This window comes from Maribacter sp. TH_r10 (assembly GCF_033101095.1).
In the GTDB taxonomy this organism is placed as follows: domain Bacteria; phylum Bacteroidota; class Bacteroidia; order Flavobacteriales; family Flavobacteriaceae; genus Maribacter_A; species Maribacter_A luteus.
This window is the reverse complement of the sequence record NZ_JAWMPY010000009.1, coordinates 100,534-122,094: the sequence shown is the minus strand read 5'-3', so window position 1 is coordinate 122,094 and position 21,561 is coordinate 100,534. Positions and strand designations below refer to the sequence as shown.

Annotated in this window: 21 protein-coding genes; 4 read left to right on the top strand and 17 right to left on the bottom strand. The window is 38.3% G+C overall.

Annotated features, from left to right (window positions below; all coding sequences use genetic code 11):
• Positions 1 to 6: 6 nt before the first annotated feature.
• Both rsmH and R3X28_RS17245 read right to left on the bottom strand, forming a co-directional pair.
• The gene (rsmH, locus tag R3X28_RS17250) at positions 7 to 900 is read right to left on the bottom strand and encodes a 16S rRNA (cytosine(1402)-N(4))-methyltransferase RsmH (RefSeq protein ID WP_317665998.1); all 894 of its coding nucleotides are present in this window, start codon (positions 898 to 900) and stop codon (positions 7 to 9) included.
• Positions 890 to 1,363, bottom strand: coding sequence for a division/cell wall cluster transcriptional repressor MraZ (locus tag R3X28_RS17245; RefSeq protein WP_317665996.1), 474 nt, complete (start codon positions 1,361 to 1,363; stop codon positions 890 to 892). Before R3X28_RS17245 ends, rsmH begins: the two co-directional genes overlap by 11 nt.
• 256 nt (positions 1,364 to 1,619) lie before the next feature.
• On the opposite strand from R3X28_RS17245, the gene R3X28_RS17240 reads away from it, so the two are divergent.
• Together R3X28_RS17240 and yihA are read left to right on the top strand one after the other, a co-directional pair.
• Positions 1,620 to 2,384, top strand: a complete 765-nt coding sequence (locus tag R3X28_RS17240; protein WP_154368948.1) for an alpha/beta fold hydrolase — start codon at positions 1,620 to 1,622, stop codon at positions 2,382 to 2,384.
• A gap of 11 nt (positions 2,385 to 2,395) precedes the next feature.
• Complete coding sequence (yihA, locus tag R3X28_RS17235; protein WP_317665995.1) at positions 2,396 to 3,013, top strand: ribosome biogenesis GTP-binding protein YihA/YsxC; 618 nt, start codon at positions 2,396 to 2,398, stop codon at positions 3,011 to 3,013.
• Here yihA and R3X28_RS17230 read toward each other — a convergent pair.
• The 4 genes from R3X28_RS17230 to gldB all read right to left on the bottom strand — a co-directional run bounded on the left by R3X28_RS17230 (position 3,008) and on the right by gldB (position 6,356).
• Positions 3,008 to 3,403, bottom strand: a complete 396-nt coding sequence (locus R3X28_RS17230; protein ID WP_154368952.1) for a GTPase — start codon at positions 3,401 to 3,403, stop codon at positions 3,008 to 3,010. The genes yihA and R3X28_RS17230 overlap by 6 nt on opposite strands.
• A 130-nt stretch (positions 3,404 to 3,533) precedes the next feature.
• Positions 3,534 to 4,862, bottom strand: coding sequence for an ATP-dependent 6-phosphofructokinase (locus tag R3X28_RS17225; protein ID WP_154368954.1), 1,329 nt, complete (start codon positions 4,860 to 4,862; stop codon positions 3,534 to 3,536).
• 201 nt (positions 4,863 to 5,063) lie between these two features.
• The gene (gene gldC / locus R3X28_RS17220; RefSeq protein WP_317665993.1) at positions 5,064 to 5,399 is read right to left on the bottom strand and encodes a gliding motility protein GldC; all 336 of its coding nucleotides are present in this window, start codon (positions 5,397 to 5,399) and stop codon (positions 5,064 to 5,066) included.
• Complete coding sequence (gene gldB / locus R3X28_RS17215; protein ID WP_317665991.1) at positions 5,400 to 6,356, bottom strand: gliding motility lipoprotein GldB; 957 nt, start codon at positions 6,354 to 6,356, stop codon at positions 5,400 to 5,402.
• A 600-nt stretch (positions 6,357 to 6,956) separates the two neighbouring features.
• Between gldB and R3X28_RS17210 the strand changes: the two genes are divergently transcribed.
• On the top strand, positions 6,957 to 7,586 hold the full coding sequence (locus tag R3X28_RS17210; RefSeq protein ID WP_154368960.1) for a response regulator transcription factor: 630 nt from the start codon (positions 6,957 to 6,959) through the stop codon (positions 7,584 to 7,586).
• An 83-nt stretch (positions 7,587 to 7,669) separates the two neighbouring features.
• Here the strand turns inward: R3X28_RS17210 and dnaG are convergent, their stop codons facing one another.
• Complete coding sequence (dnaG, locus tag R3X28_RS17205) at positions 7,670 to 9,649, bottom strand: DNA primase (protein ID WP_317666055.1); 1,980 nt, start codon at positions 9,647 to 9,649, stop codon at positions 7,670 to 7,672.
• Positions 9,650 to 9,717: 68 nt separating this feature from the next.
• On the opposite strand from dnaG, the gene R3X28_RS17200 reads away from it, so the two are divergent.
• A complete protein-coding gene (locus R3X28_RS17200; RefSeq protein ID WP_317665987.1) occupies positions 9,718 to 9,975 on the top strand; it encodes a zinc-ribbon domain-containing protein in 258 nt (85 codons plus the stop codon).
• A gap of 65 nt (positions 9,976 to 10,040) precedes the next feature.
• On the opposite strand, the gene R3X28_RS17195 is transcribed toward R3X28_RS17200, so the two are convergent.
• The 10 genes from R3X28_RS17195 to R3X28_RS17150 form a co-directional block, all read right to left on the bottom strand.
• Complete coding sequence (locus R3X28_RS17195) at positions 10,041 to 11,126, bottom strand: hypothetical protein (RefSeq protein WP_317665985.1); 1,086 nt, start codon at positions 11,124 to 11,126, stop codon at positions 10,041 to 10,043.
• An 84-nt stretch (positions 11,127 to 11,210) separates the two neighbouring features.
• On the bottom strand, positions 11,211 to 11,951 hold the full coding sequence (locus R3X28_RS17190; protein WP_317665983.1) for a hypothetical protein: 741 nt from the start codon (positions 11,949 to 11,951) through the stop codon (positions 11,211 to 11,213).
• On the bottom strand, positions 11,938 to 12,501 hold the full coding sequence (locus tag R3X28_RS17185) for an RNA polymerase sigma factor (protein WP_317665981.1): 564 nt from the start codon (positions 12,499 to 12,501) through the stop codon (positions 11,938 to 11,940). Before R3X28_RS17185 ends, R3X28_RS17190 begins: the two co-directional genes overlap by 14 nt.
• Before the next feature lie 114 nt (positions 12,502 to 12,615).
• Positions 12,616 to 13,593 (bottom strand): polyprenyl synthetase family protein, encoded by a 978-nt coding sequence (locus tag R3X28_RS17180; RefSeq protein WP_154368972.1) that lies wholly within the window; start codon positions 13,591 to 13,593, stop codon positions 12,616 to 12,618.
• 92 nt (positions 13,594 to 13,685) lie between these two features.
• Positions 13,686 to 14,732, bottom strand: coding sequence for a 23S rRNA (adenine(2503)-C(2))-methyltransferase RlmN (rlmN, locus tag R3X28_RS17175; RefSeq protein ID WP_154368974.1), 1,047 nt, complete (start codon positions 14,730 to 14,732; stop codon positions 13,686 to 13,688).
• 106 nt (positions 14,733 to 14,838) lie between these two features.
• The gene (gene queA / locus R3X28_RS17170) at positions 14,839 to 15,888 is read right to left on the bottom strand and encodes a tRNA preQ1(34) S-adenosylmethionine ribosyltransferase-isomerase QueA (protein ID WP_154368976.1); all 1,050 of its coding nucleotides are present in this window, start codon (positions 15,886 to 15,888) and stop codon (positions 14,839 to 14,841) included.
• 99 nt (positions 15,889 to 15,987) lie between these two features.
• Positions 15,988 to 17,217: a 3-phosphoshikimate 1-carboxyvinyltransferase gene (locus R3X28_RS17165; RefSeq protein ID WP_317665978.1), complete on the bottom strand. Its 1,230-nt coding sequence runs from the start codon at positions 17,215 to 17,217 to the stop codon at positions 15,988 to 15,990.
• A 36-nt stretch (positions 17,218 to 17,253) separates the two neighbouring features.
• Positions 17,254 to 17,580 (bottom strand): nucleotide pyrophosphohydrolase, encoded by a 327-nt coding sequence (locus tag R3X28_RS17160; protein WP_154368980.1) that lies wholly within the window; start codon positions 17,578 to 17,580, stop codon positions 17,254 to 17,256.
• The gene (locus R3X28_RS17155; protein ID WP_317665975.1) at positions 17,546 to 19,606 is read right to left on the bottom strand and encodes a DUF3857 domain-containing protein; all 2,061 of its coding nucleotides are present in this window, start codon (positions 19,604 to 19,606) and stop codon (positions 17,546 to 17,548) included. Before R3X28_RS17155 ends, R3X28_RS17160 begins: the two co-directional genes overlap by 35 nt.
• A 21-nt stretch (positions 19,607 to 19,627) precedes the next feature.
• Positions 19,628 to 21,535, bottom strand: a complete 1,908-nt coding sequence (locus R3X28_RS17150; RefSeq protein ID WP_317665973.1) for a DUF3857 domain-containing protein — start codon at positions 21,533 to 21,535, stop codon at positions 19,628 to 19,630.
• Positions 21,536 to 21,561: the final 26 nt, after the last annotated feature.

Genomic DNA, 21,561 nt, shown 5'->3' with positions numbered 1-21,561 from the left:
GTATTGTTATATGCGTTCCGCTATTCGCAATTTTGCACTTCGCGCCCTATTATTCGTTGCAATTTCTTCTTTCGACGGCACTATTAATCCCCCTACTTTTTTCAAGGGCACATCTACATTCCCATAAAAATCCTTTTCCGGCTCCCCTTCGAACAACCCCGACCTAATGAAACGTTTCACCAATCGGTCCTCCAAAGAATGATAACTAATAACACTTAGCCTTCCACCTGGATTCAACAACTCAGGCACCTGCATCAAAAACTCCTTTATGACCTCGATCTCTTGGTTCACCTCAATACGGATGGCCTGATAAATTTGCGCCAGGATCTTATGCTCCTTATGCTTTGGCAAAAACCTTCCTAATACCTCCTTTAATTGGGCCGATGTCTTAATCGGAGCCTCTTCCCTACTCATTATAATGGTATTGGCCATGGCATTTGCGTTACGTAAATCACCATATTGAAACAATACCCTTCTTAGATCATCATAGGAGTAGGAATTCACCACATCATAGGCCGAAACAATTCCTTTTTGACTCATCCTCATATCCAAATCAGCATCAAAACGAGTGGAAAACCCTCGCTCAGCCTTATCGAACTGATGTGACGAAACCCCAAAATCAGCTAGGATACCATCTACTTTCCGAATGCCATAGAACTTTAAAAACTGCTTTATATATCTAAAATTCTCGTTGATAAGCGTTAACCTATCATCATCGACCTTATTTTCCAAAGCCTCTTCATCCTGATCAAAGGCGAACAACCTACCTTTTGGTCCCAATCTTTTCAATATCTCTTTCGAATGGCCCCCACCTCCGTAGGTGACATCTACATAAACGCCATCGGCCTTCATTCCAAGCCCATCAACGGATGCTTTTAGAAGTACGGGATTATGATACATCGGGAATGTTTTCATCAAAGCCACCCATCACATCCTCTGCCAAGACCTCGAATTCCTCATCTGTAATCTCAATAGCCTTTTCATAACTATCCTTATCCCATATTTCAATAATATCAACAGACGGACTCAAAGCGATCTCTTTCACTATACCCGCTATCGACATTAAACTTTTAGGAATCAACAACCTTCCCGCACTATCGATCTCTACCTCTTTGACCCCTGCCATGAAAATGCGTATGAAATCATTGTTCTTTTTAACAAAGCGATTTAACTTTTTGATCTTCAGCATCATCTCGTCCCATTGGGACATTGGCCAAAGCTCCAAACAGGCACCACTGACCGAACGCTTTAATACAAAGCCCTCTTTTAAAACAGGTAACAGCCTATTTTTAAGGGCAGACGGTATCATTACCCTACCTTTGGCATCAGCTTTACAATAATATGCTTCGTTAAAATTTATCACCCTAAACGGTTGGTTTTCCTATATAGAACTCAAATATATAGAATTTATTACCACAATTTACCACTATTTACCACTTTGTTAATAAATTCATTCCATTCAGAGCCATTTACAGTTAGGAGCTTACACAATTCCCCTACAAGTATTCAAAAAAACCTTTAGGCATTCTGCCTTTGGAACAACTAATTACTAGTGCAATCAATAGACAAATCAATAAGGAATTGCCTATATTTGTCAATTCAGACCAGAAGTATTCTCAATGGAAGAAAAGATTATCACAGAAGGCAAATACCGATATATTGAGAAAGGGGAAGGAACCCCAATTATTATTTTACACGGTCTTATGGGAGGGTTGAGCAATTTCAAAGGGGTTTCCGAGCATTTCCCTAAGAAAGGCTACAAGGTATTGATTCCGGAGCTCCCTATATATAGGATGCCCTTACTGAAAACCACCGTAAAAAGTTTTGCCAAATACCTTGAAAATTTTATAGAGTTCAAAGGCCTGAAAGATGTAATCCTCTTAGGAAATTCTTTAGGCGGGCACATAGGGCTGCTACACACAAAAATGTACCCAGAAATGGTCAAGGCCCTAGTAATTACCGGAAGTTCGGGACTTTACGAAAGCGCCATGGGAGACGGTTACCCTAAACGTGGCGATTATGAATTCATAAAGAAAAAGGCACAAGATGTATTCTATGATCCCGCGGTTGCCACCAAAGAAATCGTAGATGAAGTTTTCGAAACGGTCAATGACCGGGTAAAACTTGTAAAAACATTGGCAATCGCCAAAAGTGCGATTCGTCACAATATGTCAAAAGACCTGCCCAAGATGAACACTCCTACCTGTATCATCTGGGGGGAAAACGATTCGGTGACCCCACCGAATGTAGCTAAGGAATTTCACGAACTACTGCCCGACTCCGATTTATTCTGGATCAAGAAATGTGGACACGCCCCGATGATGGAGCATCCCGACGAGTTCAATGAAGTACTCGATGCCTGGTTAGAAAAACGGAACTTTTAAACCCGATTTAAATGAAAATAAAGTCTGCCGACTTTGTGATGAGCAATTCCGATGTTGCCAAATGCCCAAATGAGCCGTTACCAGAGTACGCGTTCATTGGACGATCCAATGTTGGAAAATCCTCTCTGATCAATATGTTGACTGAACGTAAGAGCTTGGCCAAAACTTCTGGCAGACCCGGAAAAACACAACTTATCAACCATTTTAAAATCAATGAAAATTGGTTTTTGGTAGATTTACCCGGATATGGTTACGCCCGTGTTTCTAAAAAGGATAAAAAAACCTTTCAAAAATATATTACCGATTACTTTTTAAAGCGCAAACAATTAGTAAGTGCCTTTGTTTTGGTCGATGTGCGCCATGCCCCTCAGAAAATAGACATGGAGTTCATGGAATACCTAGGTGAAAACATGATTCCTTTCAGCATCGTTTTTACCAAAGCGGACAAACTAAAACCGAAAGCAATTGAAAAAAATGTTACCGACTATTTAAATGAACTAATGACGGGAGCTTGGGAAGAAGCCCCAAACCATTTTGTCACCTCATCATCTAAAAATATTGGACGGGACGAACTTCTAGCGCATATTGATGAAGTTAACCAACTATATTTCGAAGAGAACAAATCATAATTTAATCCGTTTATTGACCAGTTGGATCAATTCCTCCGGTTTTTCCAAACCTTCAAGTTCTTCTTTGGAAATGAATACCTCAAAATTTTCATTTGAAGCGATCAATATCACTGGATATTCGAACGCATATACGAATTTTGAAGCATAATTTTTTTGAAATTCATCTTTGTGCAAGAACTCCATTTCACAGGATGCTTTTTCCCTGAAATCTTTCCAAATCTTCCTTTCGCCAAATACACCAAACGTTATGCCGCAAAGTTTACAATCATAAGTTCCAGGACTTAAGATTTTATGCGCACTGTCGATAATTGCATTTCGAATACCGGAATCGGCATTGTAAACGAACACAAGTTTTTCTTGATTTGATTCCCCTTTAAATGAAGTCTTCAACACTATGTTTCTTTTCTTTTTTTTGTCTTTATGAAACCGAAAAGCTTACATAATGAAGTATGGGTAGATCGCAGTACCGACCGATATTTAAATCATATGTAAATACCGGTCCGTAATACTTTATTGAAAATTACCTCATCTCGAAAGGTTGCCCGGTACTCTCCAAGGCAGCGAACCAAAATCCACCCTCCATATTTATTTTCTTACGTGAGGATGTCACTGCAGAAATGGGCAGATACACATATTGGTTGTTTACCCGGCCTACAACGAACTTCGTTTTACCGGCCATAGCCCCATGTAATGCATGGTAAGCCAAACCACTACAGAATACGCTATCTCCAGGATTCGCAGGTGCACTTCTGATAATATAACTAGGGTCAATGTATTTGATGGTCACTTCATAATCCTTTTTCTTAAAGAATTCAGCGATTTCATTCTTCAACAACAAACCTATATCATCATGTTGAACATTTCCTGATGCATCGGTGACCTTTTCCTTACCTTCTTTATTGAATAAATTTTGACCGGCCCCTTCAGCAACCACGATAACCGCATGCTGTTTGGCATCTAATCGTTTTTTAAGGGTTTCCAAAAATCCATTTTCACCTTCAAGTTCAAAATGCATTTCAGGTACCAAAACAAAGTTGACCACCGGCATTGAGATTGCAGCTGAGGCTGCGATAAATCCGCTATCGCGACCCATAAGTTTTACAATTGCGATACCGTTATACGCTCCCGTAGCTTCATTATGGGCATCCCTGATTATTGGGTTGGCCACATGATATGCGGTTTCAAAACCGAATGTTTTATCTATGATACTCACATCATTATCAATGGTCTTAGGAATACCAATTACTGAAATATTCAAACCTCTTTTAGCAATTTCATCACCAATGGCATTGGCACCCTTAAGCGTACCGTCACCACCAATGGCAAACAACATATCTATTCCGTTATTGTATAATGTATCGACCATTTCGCCGACATCTTGACCTCCTCTTGAAGAACCTAAGATCGTTCCTCCAAATTGATGTATATCTTTTACATACTCGGGAGTTAAATCTACAAAACCATGCCCGTATGAAGGAATTAACCCCTCGTAACCATATCGCACACCAAGTATCTCTTTGACCTCATAAAAATAATGAAGGCCCATGACCAAACTACGGATCACATTATTGATTCCGGGACACAAGCCCCCACATGTGACTATGGCCGCTTTTGTTTTTTTAGTATTAAAGTATATCTTTTCCCTAGGGCCCGCTTTCTCAAGTGCTACAGGTTCTTGTTCTCCCTTTACACAATTATTATGGTCATTCAAGGAAATGTACCGTAAAACCCTATCTTTATCGGTAACAAAATTGAAAATATCATCACCTTTTCTTTTACTTAAACCTAAAGGTGAATCATATAAAGCCTCACCTAAAACATCGATATCAAATTTCTCTACGTCTTCCATATTTCGATTGTTTATTGTTGTAACTAAAACAAGCCTCAAAAGTACTACAATTACTTAAAATTCACATACTGAATCAAGTCAATCTTATATTAAATTTTGCTATTTTTTAAGGTTTTTGGTAAGATTGGATTTACATTTCGAAAACGCTTTAGGCCTATTGTCTCTTTATGAACCTCGAAATCACCCAAACTTATTATGGGATCATTTATTCAATTCCAACTTTTCAGCAAAATACGCACAAAAATCTTTCATGGTAGCTGTCATTTTTTCATCTTGGGTGGCTTTCATAAAGGTATCTGACATGGAGACCAAGGTTTGGTGGAAAAACACCTTCATTTCATCAACGGGCATATCTTTTGTCCATAAATCAATCTTCAAGGATTCCTGGTTCTTACTATCCCATACAGAAAGCATCATTGCCTTTGCCTCTTCATTATCAATACCGCCGTCCTCAGCTGACCACGTTAGTCTTTCAGGTACCCGATTCTCATCCAACCCCACTTTTAAACTTATCTCCGATGTATGTAATTTTGCCATTTATTTATTTGGTTTGTAATTGGATTTCTTAAAAATTTCCTCTGCAGAGAGGTTCAACAGTTGTTGTAAGGACACGTCGTTGCGATCCATAAAGGAACGTATGATCTGCCAACCTAAATAACGCCCTAATCGTCCTGGGGATTCATTATCAAGTTCCAATCCGAATTTAGAAAACGGAGCAGGGTCCAAAAATCGTAATGCCAACTTATTGTCGGTACTGTAAAGTAGTTCCCTTTCTATAAAATATCTCCACATAGGCTCTTCGTTAGCATGCGCCCATGCCAATTGATCTTCTGAGTAACCTATTTTTCGACTATCGGATTGAAAAGGCATTATCTTATCCTTTAGGTACAAGATCTTACCATAGTAAATTACCTGATCCAAAAAAGTTCTTCCCCTAGGCCTTGGCACCACTTTATTGGCAAATGCATTTGCGATGTCACTTACCATAAAATCCCGATTCATGGCCGCAGCAATATATTTTTGCATTCCCGTATAATACTTATGATCGGGTCCTAAATAATTATCTAACCCCACAAGCAATAAACTATCGGCCAAAATAATGCGGTTCTCATAATCCACATCATTGGTAACGGTAATCAAAGTAGGCACCTCACTTTTAGGGAAGTAATATTTTATATACTTGAACAGCATTTCAATATCCGTTAGCTCCGCATCAAAATCACTAAACTCATTCATCACTTCCCCCCTTAGCTCTATCTGTAGGGAATCTTGTAATTTAGCTACCCAAACACTATCGGGCGCAGGAAATAAATAAGGATACGTTTTTCTTAATTTTGGAATATCGGCGGGTGTTGCTTTCGCAAATTCACTATCGAATCTGGATACCTTGAGCTGCAATGGTATTTTATTAACAGCTTCCGCTATTTTGTCCTCATTTTTGCAACCCATGAAAGTTAAGGCCAGCATCAACGATAAAAAAAATGGTTTTTTCATATAAAAAATTATCCTTTAAATTTTAATACAAAACAGTAAGGCTCTATTTTTCATCGGCAAAGTTAATTGTTTTAACCAAATAATATCCCCTTGTGAAAATCGAAAAGGTATTTGAGTATGCCCCCGACAAGTAATGAACCCCGCATGACCATATAAGTGGAACCTGATAATTTGTAATAGGCGTACCGAGAGGAATTGACCCAATGACCATAGTCGCATATCAAGACCCTTAGCATTTGACAACGCCCATTTAGCCCAACATTGTAATTGCGCACGCCAACTATGTGCCAAATACCATAGGGAACGAGCAACAAAAGAAAGGTAATCGACAATTATTGCGATACAAAAGAGGTATTTTCCCAAACAAACAAAAGTAGATTCCGTCCTCCAATTTTATTTGAAATCTTTACCCATTTACCTTAAACCAAGCCTACAAAAACAACCGCTTAACTAATAATCAAGCACATAAGACGAGTAAAATACCATATTTTCTCAAATAAATTCAAATTTGCTTATTGAATTACAGGATTTAGCCCTACATTGTGTGTCATAATTTAAATACACCTAAATGGGCAGAATTTCTCGAAAAAAAGTAACAAGATGATTAAAGTGTTAATTGCTGACAACCATCCAATTATAAGAATGGGAGTTAAACAAGTATTGAACAATGCAAGTGGATTTGAAGTTATCGATGATGTTTCAACTACCTCCGAGCTTTTCAAAAAGCTAGAAACAACTTCCCCTGATGTGGTTATGTTGGAAATGGACATCCCGGAAATAAATGGTATAGCCACTTTAAGGAGAATGAAAAAAGAATATCCTGATGTAAGGGTTTTAATGTACAGTGGACAATCTGAAGATGTCTATGCCTTAAGTACAATTAGGGCCGGTGCATTCGGCTACCTTTCAAAAGCTTCTGACATCGACTACATAATATCCGCAGTCAAGAAGGTAAGTGAAGGCAATATGTTCATTACCAACGAACTAGCTCAACGTTTAGCATTTGACGAAGGCACCCAAAAACCACGTAGATTCTTTAGAAAATTATCTACAAGGGAAGTCGAGGTCCTTAAATTATTGGCCAGCGGAAAACGTAACAAAGATGTTGCCGAAGGTCTTAACCTTAACGAAAAAACCGTTAGCACCTATAAAGCCCGTTTAATGAAAAAGTTAAATGTGGACAATATGGTCGATTTATTGCAACAAGCCAAAGCTCTGGAGTTGTATTAAATTCAAAAAAATCATAAAACTGAAAAAACCTGACCGATCGGTCAGGTTTTTTTTATCCTTACACCCTTATTCTTTTTTTAAGTTTAGGACAGCACCCTGTTCAATTTTTTATTCAACAGTTTATTCAGTTGCAAATAATTCATGATCTCTTCCAACGTCTCACTGTTATCGGTGGTATTTTCCTCCGTGCTATTTTGCAGGGCCTCCATTCTTTTCTTGATCAAGTAACAGCGTAGGGTCAATATGGTTTCGCTTACCAATTGGGATATACCGATATTTTTATCTTTGGGATATATGTCTTTACTTTCCCAATTATGTAAGGTATACTTCTCCTCTTCCATTAAAATAGAAGATATTTCAATCACCATTTCTTGATCAAGTTCAGCAATAAAGGTATTGACCGTAAAATCCTCGGCTTGGTTTAATTCCTCAATCAATTTGTAGTAAATATTCTTGAAATTCGGATTCGTCAATTCTATTTCATCATCTTGAAGATCTAAATAGATTTTCTCAAAAACCCTGGCCTCTACCGACTCGGGCTCTAAAACAAGATCACCCTCCTCATTTTCCTTCAATATCAAATCCTCAAATTTCTCTTGGTTCTTGCCGTATAACAACAACAACTCTATAATCTTCCGCTCCAATTCATATTGTACATCAACTTTTTGGGGTACGGGATCATTCTTGACTACATCGAAAGCCTTTTGTTCCTGTTTTACTTTTTTCGTGGCATCTGCAATATCCTTTTTACTGATCTGCGCCAAGGTATTGAACAGAACAGCTTCCGAAATGTTCATTATCTGGGCACATTCCTGAATATAGATCTCTTTTTGTATACGATCGGGAATCTTGGAAATACTATGTACAATATCCCTAACCGTATCGGCCCTTTTTATGGGATCATTGGCCGCTTCTTTAACCAATAATGATGCTTTAAACTGAATAAAGTCCTTGGAATTATCTTGCAGATACTGACTAAGTTCCTCTAAATCATTGTTCTTGGCAAAACTATCCGGGTCTTCCCCTTCTGGAAAAGTACAGACCTTCACGTTCATCCCCTGTTCAAGAATAAGATCTATACCCCTGAGAGATGCCCTTAGACCTGCCGCATCCCCATCAAAAAGGACCGTTATATTTTTTGTGAGCCGATTAATAAGTCGAATCTGTTCGGGAGTTAAAGCCGTGCCACTGGAAGCCACCACATTATGAATGCCCCTTTGATAAAATTGGATCACATCGGTATACCCCTCGACCAAATAACAATTATCTTCTTTGGCAATGGCCTGTTTGGCGTAATAAATGCCATAAAGCACCTTGCTCTTATGGTAAATATCACTTTCAGGGGAATTTAAATATTTGGCCGCTTTTTTATCATTGGTCAAAATTCGACCTCCAAAACCCAACACCCGTCCGCTCATGGAATGTATCGGAAACATTACCCGCCCTTTAAAACGATCGAATTTTCGTGGATTGTTAGGGTTATTGGCATCTTCTTTAACAATGGTAAGTCCCGTTTTCTCCAAATAGTGGAGTTTATACCCTTTATCCAAAGCGGCATTGGTAAAGCCATCCCATTGGTCCAGACAATATCCCAATCCGAATTTCTTGATGGTCCCATCGGTAAATCCCCTTTCTTTAAAGTAGGTCATACCTATAGCTTTCCCAAGCTCGGACTCCCATAGCATTTCCGAAAAATGGGCCTGGGCAAATTCAGAAACCAAATACATACTCTCCCGTTCATTAGCTTCTTGCTTTTGTTCATCGGTACGTTCTGTTTCCTCTATCTCGATATTGTATTTTCTGGCCAAATACTTTATGGCTTCGGGATAGGTAAAATGCTCATGCTCCATTAGAAAGGCAACAACATTACCCCCTTTACCGCTACTGAAATCTTTCCAAATCTGTTTTACGGGCGATACCATGAAACTCGGCGTACGCTCATCGGAGAACGGACTTAGCCCCTTAAAATTGGACCCCGATTTTTTTAACTGCACAAAATCACCGATCACCTCCTCTAAACGGGCACTTTCATATACTTTGTCTATGGTCGATTTTGAAATCATTCGCTGAATAAAATAGCCAATAAAAATAGGCAATTTTTAGCTTATCTTAGACATTCAATCCTACGCATATGATTCTATTCTTCGGTACCCGCCCCGGAAAGGAGCAAATACGAAAACTTACCAATGTAAAATGTAGTTTTTGCGAACAGACCAATACCCTTACCGCTTATATCCGCTCCAATTACTTTCACCTATTTTGGATCAAGCTTTTTAAAATTTCCACAAGCGAGGTTATCGAATGTTCCCATTGTAAACGAGTATATTATAAAGAGGAGTTTACAGAGGAAATGAAAGATGCTTTAAACCGAAAAGCCCTTATAGAATAAATATCGCAATTAACGGGCCAGTAAAAAAAAGCCCTTTCCGCAAAAGCTTCTAGGGCCGATTTTAATTAAAGGTCGAAACGAAGGCCAAGGGATATATTGTGCTGATCCACCAAGGCATCCTTGAATAGAGGGTTCAGATCATATTTTGCATATAATAACACCCCTTCCACACCGGCATAGGCACTTAGACCATACACCAGATCATTGGTATTGTACCCTCTTTTTAATTTGTCCTTTACACTATCCCCATTACGATTATATTTCAATTTTTGACGGGTACCCAGATTAAATCCGCCGTAAGCACCGACCCCTAAACGGAACTGGTTCCTTAAAGAATATCGTATGGTTTTATCTGTTTTATGAAGTTTTGATGGGCCGAATTCCAAATGGACCGGAAATACAAGGTTATCCATTCTCAATTTGGATTTCTTTAAATCATATTCAAACTCCTGTAATTCAACCTGCCCATTTTCCGCTACGAAATATTGATTGTCTTTAGGCTTTAATCCGTTGAATTGAAAAGAAAACCCATAATTCAATCGCACAAAATTGGTGTTTTTAAAAACCCTTGTGCGCCAAGACCAGCCCATTTCAAAAAACCGGCTGCCTCCTATTTTATATGGGGAGTCGTTTATCGACTGCCCATCGATTAGGGCATTGTTGAGACCAATTGCCAATACAAAATCGGAATAGGTTCGTCTATCATATTTCAATTCTTTCTTTATTCTTTTGTGTCTTTCCCAAATCATTGAAGACCCATCACTTCTTTTAAGGTCAAATTTAATTTCAAACGCACTAACACCAGAGCTGTCAACCACTTCTGTTTCAAGTACAACGCCATCATTCCGCTCCAATAGGAGAATTTCGTTATCCACGATCGCCATGCGGTTTTCTATGTTCAATGCCCTCTTTTTAGCTACGGACTCCTTTAGGATTTTAGCCTCTTCATAGCTTATTTGATTTTTTTCGTACCGTTTGTTGATTTCTTCAACCTCGATCTTTAATGCCTCCTTTTCCTGTTGGCCAATTTGCTCTTTTTTGGCTTTCAGCATTTCAATCTTGTGTTGATAATCCCCATTTTCCTGAGCAGCGACTTTCTGAACTGCAAAAGCGGCAAACCACACTACTAAATAGATAATAATAACTCTCATACTGATTTTGATTTTTGGACCTTCCTCTCCTGCCCCCATGGATAGAGGGCAGGCTAAAGAAGATCGTTGATTGATTGATGAATATTAATTGTTACGATCGGCGACCGCTGTTCTTACTTTAAGGAATCCCGTTTTCAAGGATTCAAAAATCTGTTCCCTGAATGTTTGGTCGAGCTCGTTTTCAACCTCATCTAATAACGCCATAGCATCGACCTTGCCCTTTTCATTGAATATTTTATCGGCTAAGATCTCCCGTTGGGCCTTCCGTAGCAAGGAATCTACCTCCGCATCTGTCACCTGAATGTCGGCACCCTCCAAAAATTGGACCTGGGTTGCCAATTCCGCGATTTTAGCATCTATAAGTTCTTCGGTTTTTGTTTTTACCTTATCTGAACTTTCATTGGTGATTTTATCTTTATCCAAAACGGCGAATTTGGGCTCATCTTTTATCGCTGTTTTCGATAGAACTTCAATGGGGGCCTTGGCTTTTTTGATTTCACTCTTTTTTACCACAACCAACTTATCCTCTTCTTTCATCGGAACCATCACATCCCTATCATTTTCAGGAACATTGATTTCTTGCGACTTTTCAACAACTTCAATTGGCATTTCGGTAGGTGCCTGATTTCTTTTGACATAAAGCGTTGATACGATCAACACCCCAATAAATGCGGCCGCCACGCTATACCAAAGGAATTTATTTTTTTTCTTCGCCCCAGCCTTTGGCAACTGTTCGGACAATGTATCCCATGCTCTTTCAGAAGGGGAAATTTCCCTTTCTTTCAAATGTTTTTTTATATGTTTTTCAAATTTATCGACTTCCATAACCTATTATATTTTGCTGTTGCAATTGTTCTTGCAACATTTTCCGTGCCTTGAACAACTGGGATTTCGAGGTGTTTTCCGAGATTTGAAGAAGCTCTGCGATTTCCTGATGTTTGTATCCTTCAACCACATATAGTACAAAAACCACTTTATACCCTTCGGGCAAGGCATCTATAAGCATTTGGATATGCTCAACATCCATATCAGTTGAAATGGTATTCCCTTCAAGCTCATTTCTTTCATATAATTCGTCATCATACACAACAAACTGTTGCTTTCTTATATACGAAATACTTTCCCGTATCATGATCTTACGAATCCACCCCTCAAAACTCCCATGAAACCCAAAGGACCCCAAGTTTTTAAAAACCTTAAGAAAACCACTGATCATCACGTCTTCGGCAAAGTGCAGGTCCTTCACATATTGCCTGCAAACCCCCAACATTTTAGGGGCGAACTTATCATAAAGTCGCTTCTGCGCTTCCGGATTACCGGCAGTTGCTTTCTTTATGAGTTGTTTCTCGTTGTTGTATATGGTTATGATCTTCAAAATGATTTAATTGGCTTCTATAAAGATAGACGCATTAAAAGAAGAGATAGTTGCCTGGAAAAAAAATATTTTCTAAAAATTACTTCAATTACTTGATTTACAGTTTATTGAAAATTATTTTTTTCTATCAACCACATAATTGACCATAAGCTCCAGGGAGTCCCGATAATTTGTTTGGGGATAGGTTAGTAGAATATCCAAAGCTAGTCGTTTAAATTCGTGCATTTTGTTTTCGGCATAATCCAATCCCCCTTGCTCTTTTACAAATTGAATTACCTCCCTCACCCTTTTTTTATCACGATTGTGGTTTTTGACCGAATTGATCAACCATTTTTTTTCAGCTTTTGAGCAGGTATTGAGTACATGGATCAAGGGCAAGGTCATTTTCTGCTCTTTTATATCAATACCCGTGGGTTTCCCGATTTGCCGATCACCATAATCAAAAAGGTCGTCTTTTATCTGAAAGGCCATACCGCAATATTCCCCGAACTTTCGAAAAGTTTCAACTTCTTCGGAATCCGGTTTTACAGAGCAGGCACCCATACTACAGCACGCCGCAATGAGCGTTGCGGTTTTTTGTCGAATTATATCATAATAGACGTCTTCAACAATATCCAATCTACGGGCTTTCTCAATTTGTAGCAATTCACCTTCGCTCATTTCACGAACGGCGACTGAGATAATTCGAAGTAAATCAAAATCGCTGTGATCCAAGGACAATAACAATCCTTTTGAAAATAGATAATCACCGACGAGTACGGCAATTTTATTCTTCCAAAGGGCATTTATAGAGAAAAATCCACGTCGTTTGTTGCTTTCATCAACAACATCATCGTGAACCAGACTTGCCGTATGTATAAGTTCGATAATCGATGCCCCACGATACGTACGCTCGTTAACCTCCCCGTTATTGAGTAATTTGGCCGTCAAAAACACGAACATTGGCCTCATCTGCTTACCTTTACGGTTTACGATGTAATAAGTGATCCGGTTCAATAGAGCAACTTTCGAAGACATGGAATCCCGGAACTTATTTTCAAAAAGTTCCATTTCCTGATTTACGGGATCCTTTATTTGGGCTACTATTTTCAAGAATTCGGTTTATTGTCTTACCTGGTTCGGTGGATAAATTTAGGCAAAATTTCGGGGTAAACTCAGAATTCGGAATTTTGACATCAAAATTGTTATGACTTATTGGCCAATTGACCACAGGCAGCATCAATATCCTTACCTCTGGATCGGCGAACGGTTACCGTAATACCCTTTCTTTCCAAAGTGGTCACGTACATTTCAATGGCCTTGTCATTTGCCTGTTGAAACTCACCATCATCTATAGGGTTATACTCGATCAAATTTACTTTTGAAGGAGCAAAACGACAAAATTGAACCAAAGCATCGGCATCTTTCTGTGAATCATTGATTCCTTTCCACACCACATATTCATAGGTAATCCTATTTTTGGTCTTTCCATACCAATATTGCAATGCTTCCCTTAGATCGGCCAAATTCATTTTGGCATTAAATGGCATTATCGAAGTACGTATCTCGTCAATGGCAGAATGTAAGGAAACCGCCAAATTGAACTTTACACCCTCATCGGCCATTTTTCTGATCATTTTTGGCACACCTGAAGTAGATACGGTGATTCTTTTAGGAGACATGCCCAAACCGTCGGGTGAAGTTATTTTTTCTATGGCCTGCAAAACATTGTTGTAATTCATCAATGGCTCTCCCATACCCATGAAAACAATGTTACTTAAAGGACGGTCAAAATACAAGCGGCTTTCATTATCGATCGCAACTACTTGGTCATAGATTTCATCGGGATTCAAATTACGCATACGTTTTAGCCTGGCCGTTGCACAGAACTTACAGTCCAAACTACAACCTACCTGACTGGAAACACAGGCCGTTGTTCTTGTTTTGGTAGGAATCAATACCGACTCGACCACTAAATCATCATGCAGACGAACAGCGTTCTTTATGGTCCCATCCGAGCTTCTTTGCATTAAATCTACCTTGATATGATTGATTACAAAATTGGCAGCCAGCAAATCCCGGGTTTCTTTTGAAATATTGGTCATAACCTCAAAAGTATGGGCAGATTTTTGCCATAGCCATTCATAGACCTGATTTCCCCTGAACGCTTTGTCACCACTTTGCACGAAAAAATCGCGGAGCTGTTCCAGGGTCAATGCCCTAATATCCTTTTTAGTTGTTTTTTCCTCCATTTCATTTAGGCAATAAAAAAATCCCACATTCAATACAAATCGATAAAGTGGGATTTTTCATTTCGGTAATTTCAATATTTCCTTCTAAACGGAAATAATTATATCGCTATAAGATCAACATGGCATCACCATAAGAATAGAACTTATAGTTTTCCAATATCGCTTCTTTATATGCCCTTTTCATCAAATCGTGACCTATAAAAGCAGAGACCATCATCAACAATGTAGATTTTGGCAAATGGAAATTGGTAATCATACATGTTGCTATACTGAACTCGTAAGGAGGGAAAATGAATTTATTCGTCCACCCATTAAAGGTATTCAGTGTATGTTCGGATGAAACCGCACTCTCTAACCCACGCATGGCCGTAGTACCAACGGCACATACCTTTCTTTTATTGGCTTTTGCCGCATTTACTATTTCAGTCGCTTTTTCATCAATGATCAACTCCTCACTATCCATCTTATGCTTGGAAAGATCCTCAACCTCAACAGGATTAAAAGTACCAAGCCCAACATGTAAGGTCACCTCGGCAAAATCGACCCCTTTAATCTCCAATCTCTTTAATAAGTGTCTGGAGAAGTGCAATCCGGCAGTTGGCGCTGCAACAGCACCTTCATGTTTTGCATAAATGGTTTGGTAACGATCCTCATCTTCGGGTGTAACTTCCCTCTTGATGTATTTAGGCAATGGGGTTTCCCCTAATTCACGAAGTTTTCTCCTAAAATCAGAATAAGACCCGTCATATAAAAAACGTAATGTTCTACCTCTTGAGGTTGTGTTATCAATAACTTCAGCTACCAAACTTTCATCTTCCCCGAAATAAAGTTTGTTTCCAATACGTATTTTACGTGCAGGATCGACCAAAACATCCCATAGACGTTGCTCCTCATTAAGTTCCCTTAGAAGGAAAACCTCGATACGCGCTCCGGTTTTTTCTTTGTTACCATATAATCTTGCAGGGAAAACCTTGGTATTGTTCAAGACCATTACATCACCTTCATCAAAATAATCGATAAGATCTTTGAACATTTTATGCTCGATCTTTCCGGTTTCCCGGTGAATGACCATTAATTTGGATTCGTCCCTGTTTTCCGCAGGATACTCGGCCAATAATTCTTTTGGAAGTTCAAAATTGAAGTGTGATAATTTCATATGGTGTACGTATTGTAAGTTTTATTAGCAAAATTTTGCGGCTGCAAATATACGACCTCGAGATAGGGGTTGTCAAGTAAAACGATGATTAAATGACAATTATAACTCTTTGGACCGAAAACCCAACTTTTTAAGGTCTTCCCAAAAATCTGGATAGGATTTTGAAACCACCTCGGCATCATTGACCACAAAAGATGTTTTCAATGCCAAAGGGGCAAAGGCCATAGCCATTCTATGATCATTATAGGTATCTACGGCCACTTCGGATTTTAATCCGTTAGAAGGCTCCAACAACAATGACCTGTCGGTTACTTGAACCTTGGCCCCGAATTTTGATAGTTCGGCATGCATGGCCAATAATCTATCTGTTTCTTTGATTTTTAGCGTATGCAATCCGGTCAACTCACAACCCATTCCCAATCCTAGGCAAGTAACCGCAATGGTCTGGGCAATATCAGGGGCGTTGGCCAAATCGCACTCCAAAATGGTCAGCTTTGGAATCCGTTCTTTTTTTAAAACAACTTTGTTCCTTTGAAAAGATGTTTCAACGCCAAAACTTTTATAAATATCCGCAAGAACACTATCACCTTGCAAACTGTCTTTTTTATAGGACCCCAATTCTATTTTGGACCCGACCTCACATAATGCAACGATACTATAGAAATAAGAAGCTGAACTCCAGTCCGACTCAACAACCAACTTAACTGGGGCAACCTGTTTTTTGGATGAAACCTTTATCGTATTACCTACAAACGAGGAGGCGACCCCGATTTGACCTAGTAAACTTAAGGTCATTTTTATATATGGGACAGAGGTGATTTTCCCGATCAACTCCATTTCAATACCATTTTCCAAACTGGGGGCAATCAAAAGCAAAGAAGAAATATATTGACTACTTATATTGGCCGGAAGACTCACTTTGTTCTCAGTAAGTTTCTTACCCTTTATTTTAATCGGAGGATACCCTTCTTCATTTACATATTCAATATCGGCCCCTAAACTACGTAAGGCTTCGACCAAAACCTTCACAGGCCTTTCGGTCATTCGCTTTGAACCGGTCAATATTACATCTTTACCTTCTTGGGAGGCAAAATACCCCGTTAAGAAACGCATTGCGGTACCTGCATGGTGAATATCCACTTCGCCTTTACTGATTTTCAGGCCTTTTTGCATCACCCTCGCATCATCAGAATTAGATAGGTTTTGAATTGAAATGGTAGGATACAAAGCCTGTAACAATAGCGACCTGTTCGATTCACTCTTAGAACCGGTTATCTGTATATTAAATGTTAATAAATGTTCTGACGGACCAGTTAGGTGTAGCTTCAACTTGATTGTTTTTTTAAAGAAGACCCAAATATACTATTATTTGAGTTTTTCGTTGTTTTGGTGCCTATCGTGGTCCCGCTTTGTTTTTATATCCATTTTCTTATTAAAAGCCGCTTCTAGATCTATCCCTGTTTGGTTTGCCAGACACAGTACCACAAAAAGTACATCGGCGAGCTCCTCCCCAAGATCCTTATCCTTATCCGATTCCTTTTCGCTCTGCTCGCCATATCTACGGGCAATGATACGTGCCACTTCCCCTACCTCTTCGGTAAGTTGGGCCATATTGGTCAGTTCATTAAAATAACGTACCCCATGCTCCTTGATCCAATTATCTACCTCCTGTTGTGCTTTCTGTATTCCCATTGCCATTTATTTTTGACAAAACTACTTTTTCTAACTGTTTTTCAATAACCGATTTATAATAATTCTTGAGAATTGGATAGTTACCAGCTTGAACAATGGGAACATTCACTTGTTCTACTGCCGAAACTTGGATGATATTCCCATTAAGCACACCTAATGCATATTTAAAACTAGCTTGTTTTTGAGGCATTACAAGAGTGATAGGTTCTGGTAAAAAATCTACCTTATAACCATCGGGAATCTTTATTTTAAACATGTATTTATTCTTGGTTGGATAAGTGAAATCTATAGGATATGTACGTTCATCCAAAGTAAATGGATTTTCCGCAGTGGTAAACCAGAGCATTGGCGACATATAAATATTATCACCTATGAACTCAACTAAATCCTCTCCATAGAAATCAAAATTTTCAACTATCGGTTTACCTATATTGAGTTTGTTTTTAATCATATATTCCTCAATCTCTATTCCGTCATACTTCTCCTCTAACTTTCCAAGATAACTATCTTCATCCATAGCTTCATATATATTCCTGAACACATAGGCCGCATAATCATCTTCCAATACCCTTCTTATTTTCCCGTTCAATTCTCCTGAATCCGATAATTCGGCATCAAGCATAACTATCTTACCAGCCCTTATTTTAGGCATTAATGAAAGTTCTTTGGAAGCTCCATTTTCAGCAACAATTCGCCCAGACCAATTTAATGCCCTGGTCGGGAGCAAGTCGGGTTTTGCAAATTTATTAGAAGCATCAAGTAAGATAGTATTACCATCAATGTTTACAGAGGCTGCAACGTAATTAAAACCTTCCAGCGTGGGGAATAAAGGTATACCATGGTTTCTGGTACTAATTAGAACTGGGTTCACTTTTAAGTTTGCCGCTCGCAGCATTCCTACCAAAATCAAATTAATATCGGCAATATTACCGGTTTTAGACTCATAAGCTTTTTTAACCCCTTCATCTGAGGTATAACCATAGTTATTATTCCAGTTCATTCTCTCTTTCACAAATTGATAAATGGCCAACATTTTATCTTGACTGGTCGCTTTACCTTGGAGAACCGTATTTAAATCATCCTTAAAATATTTGGATTTGTTCAATTGACCTCCGAAAGACTCGTGATCATAGATTTTCTTTACAACCTTTTCCCAATTACTTGTATAATTCTTTATAGACGAATTTGGGAATTTGGTGTACTGCAATTCTAATTTTAATGAGCTTCTATAATTATTTATATTATTAATGAACGGTTCAGGTTTCAAAGCCGGAACGTCTTTCATTCTAATATCAGATTCTTTTGTAAGATAATCAATCGACGAGCTTGACATTGAAGTCCGTTGAGGTTGCAAACCACTACCTGACGTTTTATTAGTAGACAAAAAGGCAATACTTCCCGAATCACTTGACCTCTTGATATCAAAATGCAAATACCCTTTAGTACGCTCTTTAAAAACAAAGTATTCGGGTATAGAGACTTTTATTTCTTGTTGTACAATAGGAATATCATACTGTAACACGATTTCATCTATGTTATAGTTAAAAGGAGAAGAAATCCCATATTTATATTCAATAACACTGCCCGCCTTTAAATTGGGCATGGTGAACTTTTTTCGAAGCCTATGCTTATTTACCTCCTCTTCGAAAATATCCCCTTTAGCCAATTTAGACTTCACGATCTTACCATTCTCTAAATTATAGGTGATTGCCTTAATAGCCCCTATGGTTTCCCTATCCGATCCCGACTTATACAAATTCTCTGAGATTGTTCCATATTTAAAACCTTCGGAAGAATATATTTTCATACGTTCATGGATATTTGTAAGTACCTTAAACCCTACCCCTTTAACGTATTCATAGGTAATGGAAACTTTACGGTAGGTTACCACGGCAGATGCCGTGGTGTCCAGGGCATATTCCTTTTGCGTCAGCTCTTCTTTGGTTATGTTACCGAATTTTGGTTCTTGTGCTAAAATATTAGTTAAAAAAAGTCCTGTGAAAACTAAAATGAAATTGATACGCATATTGTAATTAATTTTGCCTTACTAATTGTTCTTAACCAATGCCACTTTCCCCTTTTCAAGTTTGGCGACACTTTTTCTGAAATTTCTATAATCGTTATATTTATTGGGAGGGTAAACCCCTGACTTCAGTGAAAAAGTTCTAGTGTATTGAATGTTTTCTTCATCTTTTAAATCTACAGAAATAGTATAGGAACCAAATTCAGAGTTCACCTCCTTATTACCGGGTATAGCCTCAACGCTATAACCATTGGGTAATTTAACGTTGTACACTTCTTTATCTACGTATCCCCGCTGAATCTCGAAAGGCCTTATTCTTTCACGATATCTTTTAGGTATGTAGTCTATTCTATTGAACGCATTCAATTCAAAAATCATTCGATTATTACTTATAGCACCATAATTTTTTGCATTCAAGACCACTTTCTCTTGGAATGAAATCTCGTTCTTATCATTCATAAATTCGTAAGACTCTATATTAAGGTTATTAATATTACTCCAATAGTCCTTATAATGCTTTTCAACATTTTCACTAGTTTCTTTTTCTAAATGAAATCTATTATCATATTGGATACCTGTGGTTTGAATCTTCGCTTCACCGATAATCGTCCCCTCAGAAGATATTTCATAAGCAGCTTTTGTCGTTTGTTTATTTTGTTCGTTCAAATAAGATGTGGTCTTAACAATTTCACCACCACCTGGCTTAACTACCAAAACATTTCTATCATCGGTAAAATCCCCAATAAACCCAAAAGGATGAACTTGCGAGGTGCAATCAATCCAATAATACTCATCTTGGTAAGGAACGGCCAAAATAACGTGGTTCCCCTGAAGCACGGAAAAATCCTTATCAAAATCAAACTTTGTATTTCCCGCTTGTACCACGGTATAATAAGCTTCAACCCCTACTTCTTTCAAAAGAGCTTTAGTATAATTTGACAAACCTTTACAATCACCATACTTCACTTTATCTACCTCGATGGCACTTATAGGCTGCCAACCCCCTATCCCGATTTGAACACTTATATACCTAGTATTGTCTTGCACAAATTGATAAACGATTTTCGCTTTTTCAAGCGTATCATCTACCCCTCTGACCAACTCTCTAATTTTGTTTATAGTTTCCTCAGGAAGCCCATCTTGCCCTTTTAATAACTTATTATCCATCCACGCCCCTAAATCATTCCAATCAGCAACGTTGGCCTCAACCCCTTTTAGAGTAAAATTCCTTAACCTTACCTTCAATCTTGGTGCTATATCAACAAACGAAGGCCCTAATTGTTCATATTTAAAAGCAGGGATATTCTCCGCTTTATAAACGACTTTTCCTGGCGTAATGTCTTTTTGAAAATCAAATCCATCAAGGTTATACTCCTTTATCTCCGGCTTTGAGCCTTCATTTGAATAAACAATTTCATAATGGCTTTTTTCAACACTTACCTCGTATCCCGAAATAAAATACCATGGTGGAAAAAAGCCCGTATCACTGGTTTCTACTTTATATTCGTACACCAATGTATAAGGATATTGTACAGGGGTATAACGATAATACAATAACCTATCATCGTTATAAAGTGAAAAACCATCCGCTGCACTTAAATCCTGAAAATCCTTTTTTTTGATTCGCTTTATTTCTTTCCCATTTTTATCATAAACAAGCGCTTCAATACTTTTGATTCTCCTTTCCTTATCATAATACAATTGTGTCCTTGCATCACTATTACCCTCTTTATTCAAAACAGTAACCACCTGCTTAACTTCGTAAACCATTAAGTCATTGGCCAATACCTCGACCTTCATTTCGTCCAAGCGCACAACGGCGTTGGCATTTTTGGTCAAAAGCGGGTTAATTTTAGAAATTTGATAACTATTTTCTTGAGGATAGAGAGAGGTATATGCCATAAAGGCACATAGCATTAATAGAAAGCGCATTGGTTTAGTATGGTTAAATTACTACA

What these genes read in the sequence shown, in the direction of transcription:
- R3X28_RS17225 (WP_154368954.1), bottom strand. Translation starts at nt 4,862, where the DNA reads ATGGAAGACGTAGAGAAATTTGATATCGATGTTTTAGGTGAGGCTTTA.
- R3X28_RS17150 (WP_317665973.1), bottom strand. Translation starts at nt 21,535, where the DNA reads ATGCGCTTTCTATTAATGCTATGTGCCTTTATGGCATATACCTCTCTC.
- yihA (WP_317665995.1), top strand. Translation starts at nt 2,396, where the DNA reads ATGAAAATAAAGTCTGCCGACTTTGTGATGAGCAATTCCGATGTTGCC.
- rlmN (WP_154368974.1), bottom strand. Translation starts at nt 14,732, where the DNA reads ATGGAGGAAAAAACAACTAAAAAGGATATTAGGGCATTGACCCTGGAA.
- R3X28_RS17155 (WP_317665975.1), bottom strand. Translation starts at nt 19,606, where the DNA reads ATGCGTATCAATTTCATTTTAGTTTTCACAGGACTTTTTTTAACTAAT.
- gldB (WP_317665991.1), bottom strand. Translation starts at nt 6,356, where the DNA reads ATGAAAAAACCATTTTTTTTATCGTTGATGCTGGCCTTAACTTTCATG.
- R3X28_RS17240 (WP_154368948.1), top strand. Translation starts at nt 1,620, where the DNA reads ATGGAAGAAAAGATTATCACAGAAGGCAAATACCGATATATTGAGAAA.
- R3X28_RS17210 (WP_154368960.1), top strand. Translation starts at nt 6,957, where the DNA reads ATGATTAAAGTGTTAATTGCTGACAACCATCCAATTATAAGAATGGGA.
- R3X28_RS17195 (WP_317665985.1), bottom strand. Translation starts at nt 11,126, where the DNA reads ATGAGAGTTATTATTATCTATTTAGTAGTGTGGTTTGCCGCTTTTGCA.
- dnaG (WP_317666055.1), bottom strand. Translation starts at nt 9,649, where the DNA reads ATGATTTCAAAATCGACCATAGACAAAGTATATGAAAGTGCCCGTTTA.
- R3X28_RS17190 (WP_317665983.1), bottom strand. Translation starts at nt 11,951, where the DNA reads ATGGAAGTCGATAAATTTGAAAAACATATAAAAAAACATTTGAAAGAA.
- gldC (WP_317665993.1), bottom strand. Translation starts at nt 5,399, where the DNA reads ATGGCAAAATTACATACATCGGAGATAAGTTTAAAAGTGGGGTTGGAT.
- rsmH (WP_317665998.1), bottom strand. Translation starts at nt 900, where the DNA reads ATGTATCATAATCCCGTACTTCTAAAAGCATCCGTTGATGGGCTTGGA.
- queA (WP_154368976.1), bottom strand. Translation starts at nt 15,888, where the DNA reads ATGAAATTATCACACTTCAATTTTGAACTTCCAAAAGAATTATTGGCC.
- R3X28_RS17200 (WP_317665987.1), top strand. Translation starts at nt 9,718, where the DNA reads ATGATTCTATTCTTCGGTACCCGCCCCGGAAAGGAGCAAATACGAAAA.
- R3X28_RS17160 (WP_154368980.1), bottom strand. Translation starts at nt 17,580, where the DNA reads ATGGGAATACAGAAAGCACAACAGGAGGTAGATAATTGGATCAAGGAG.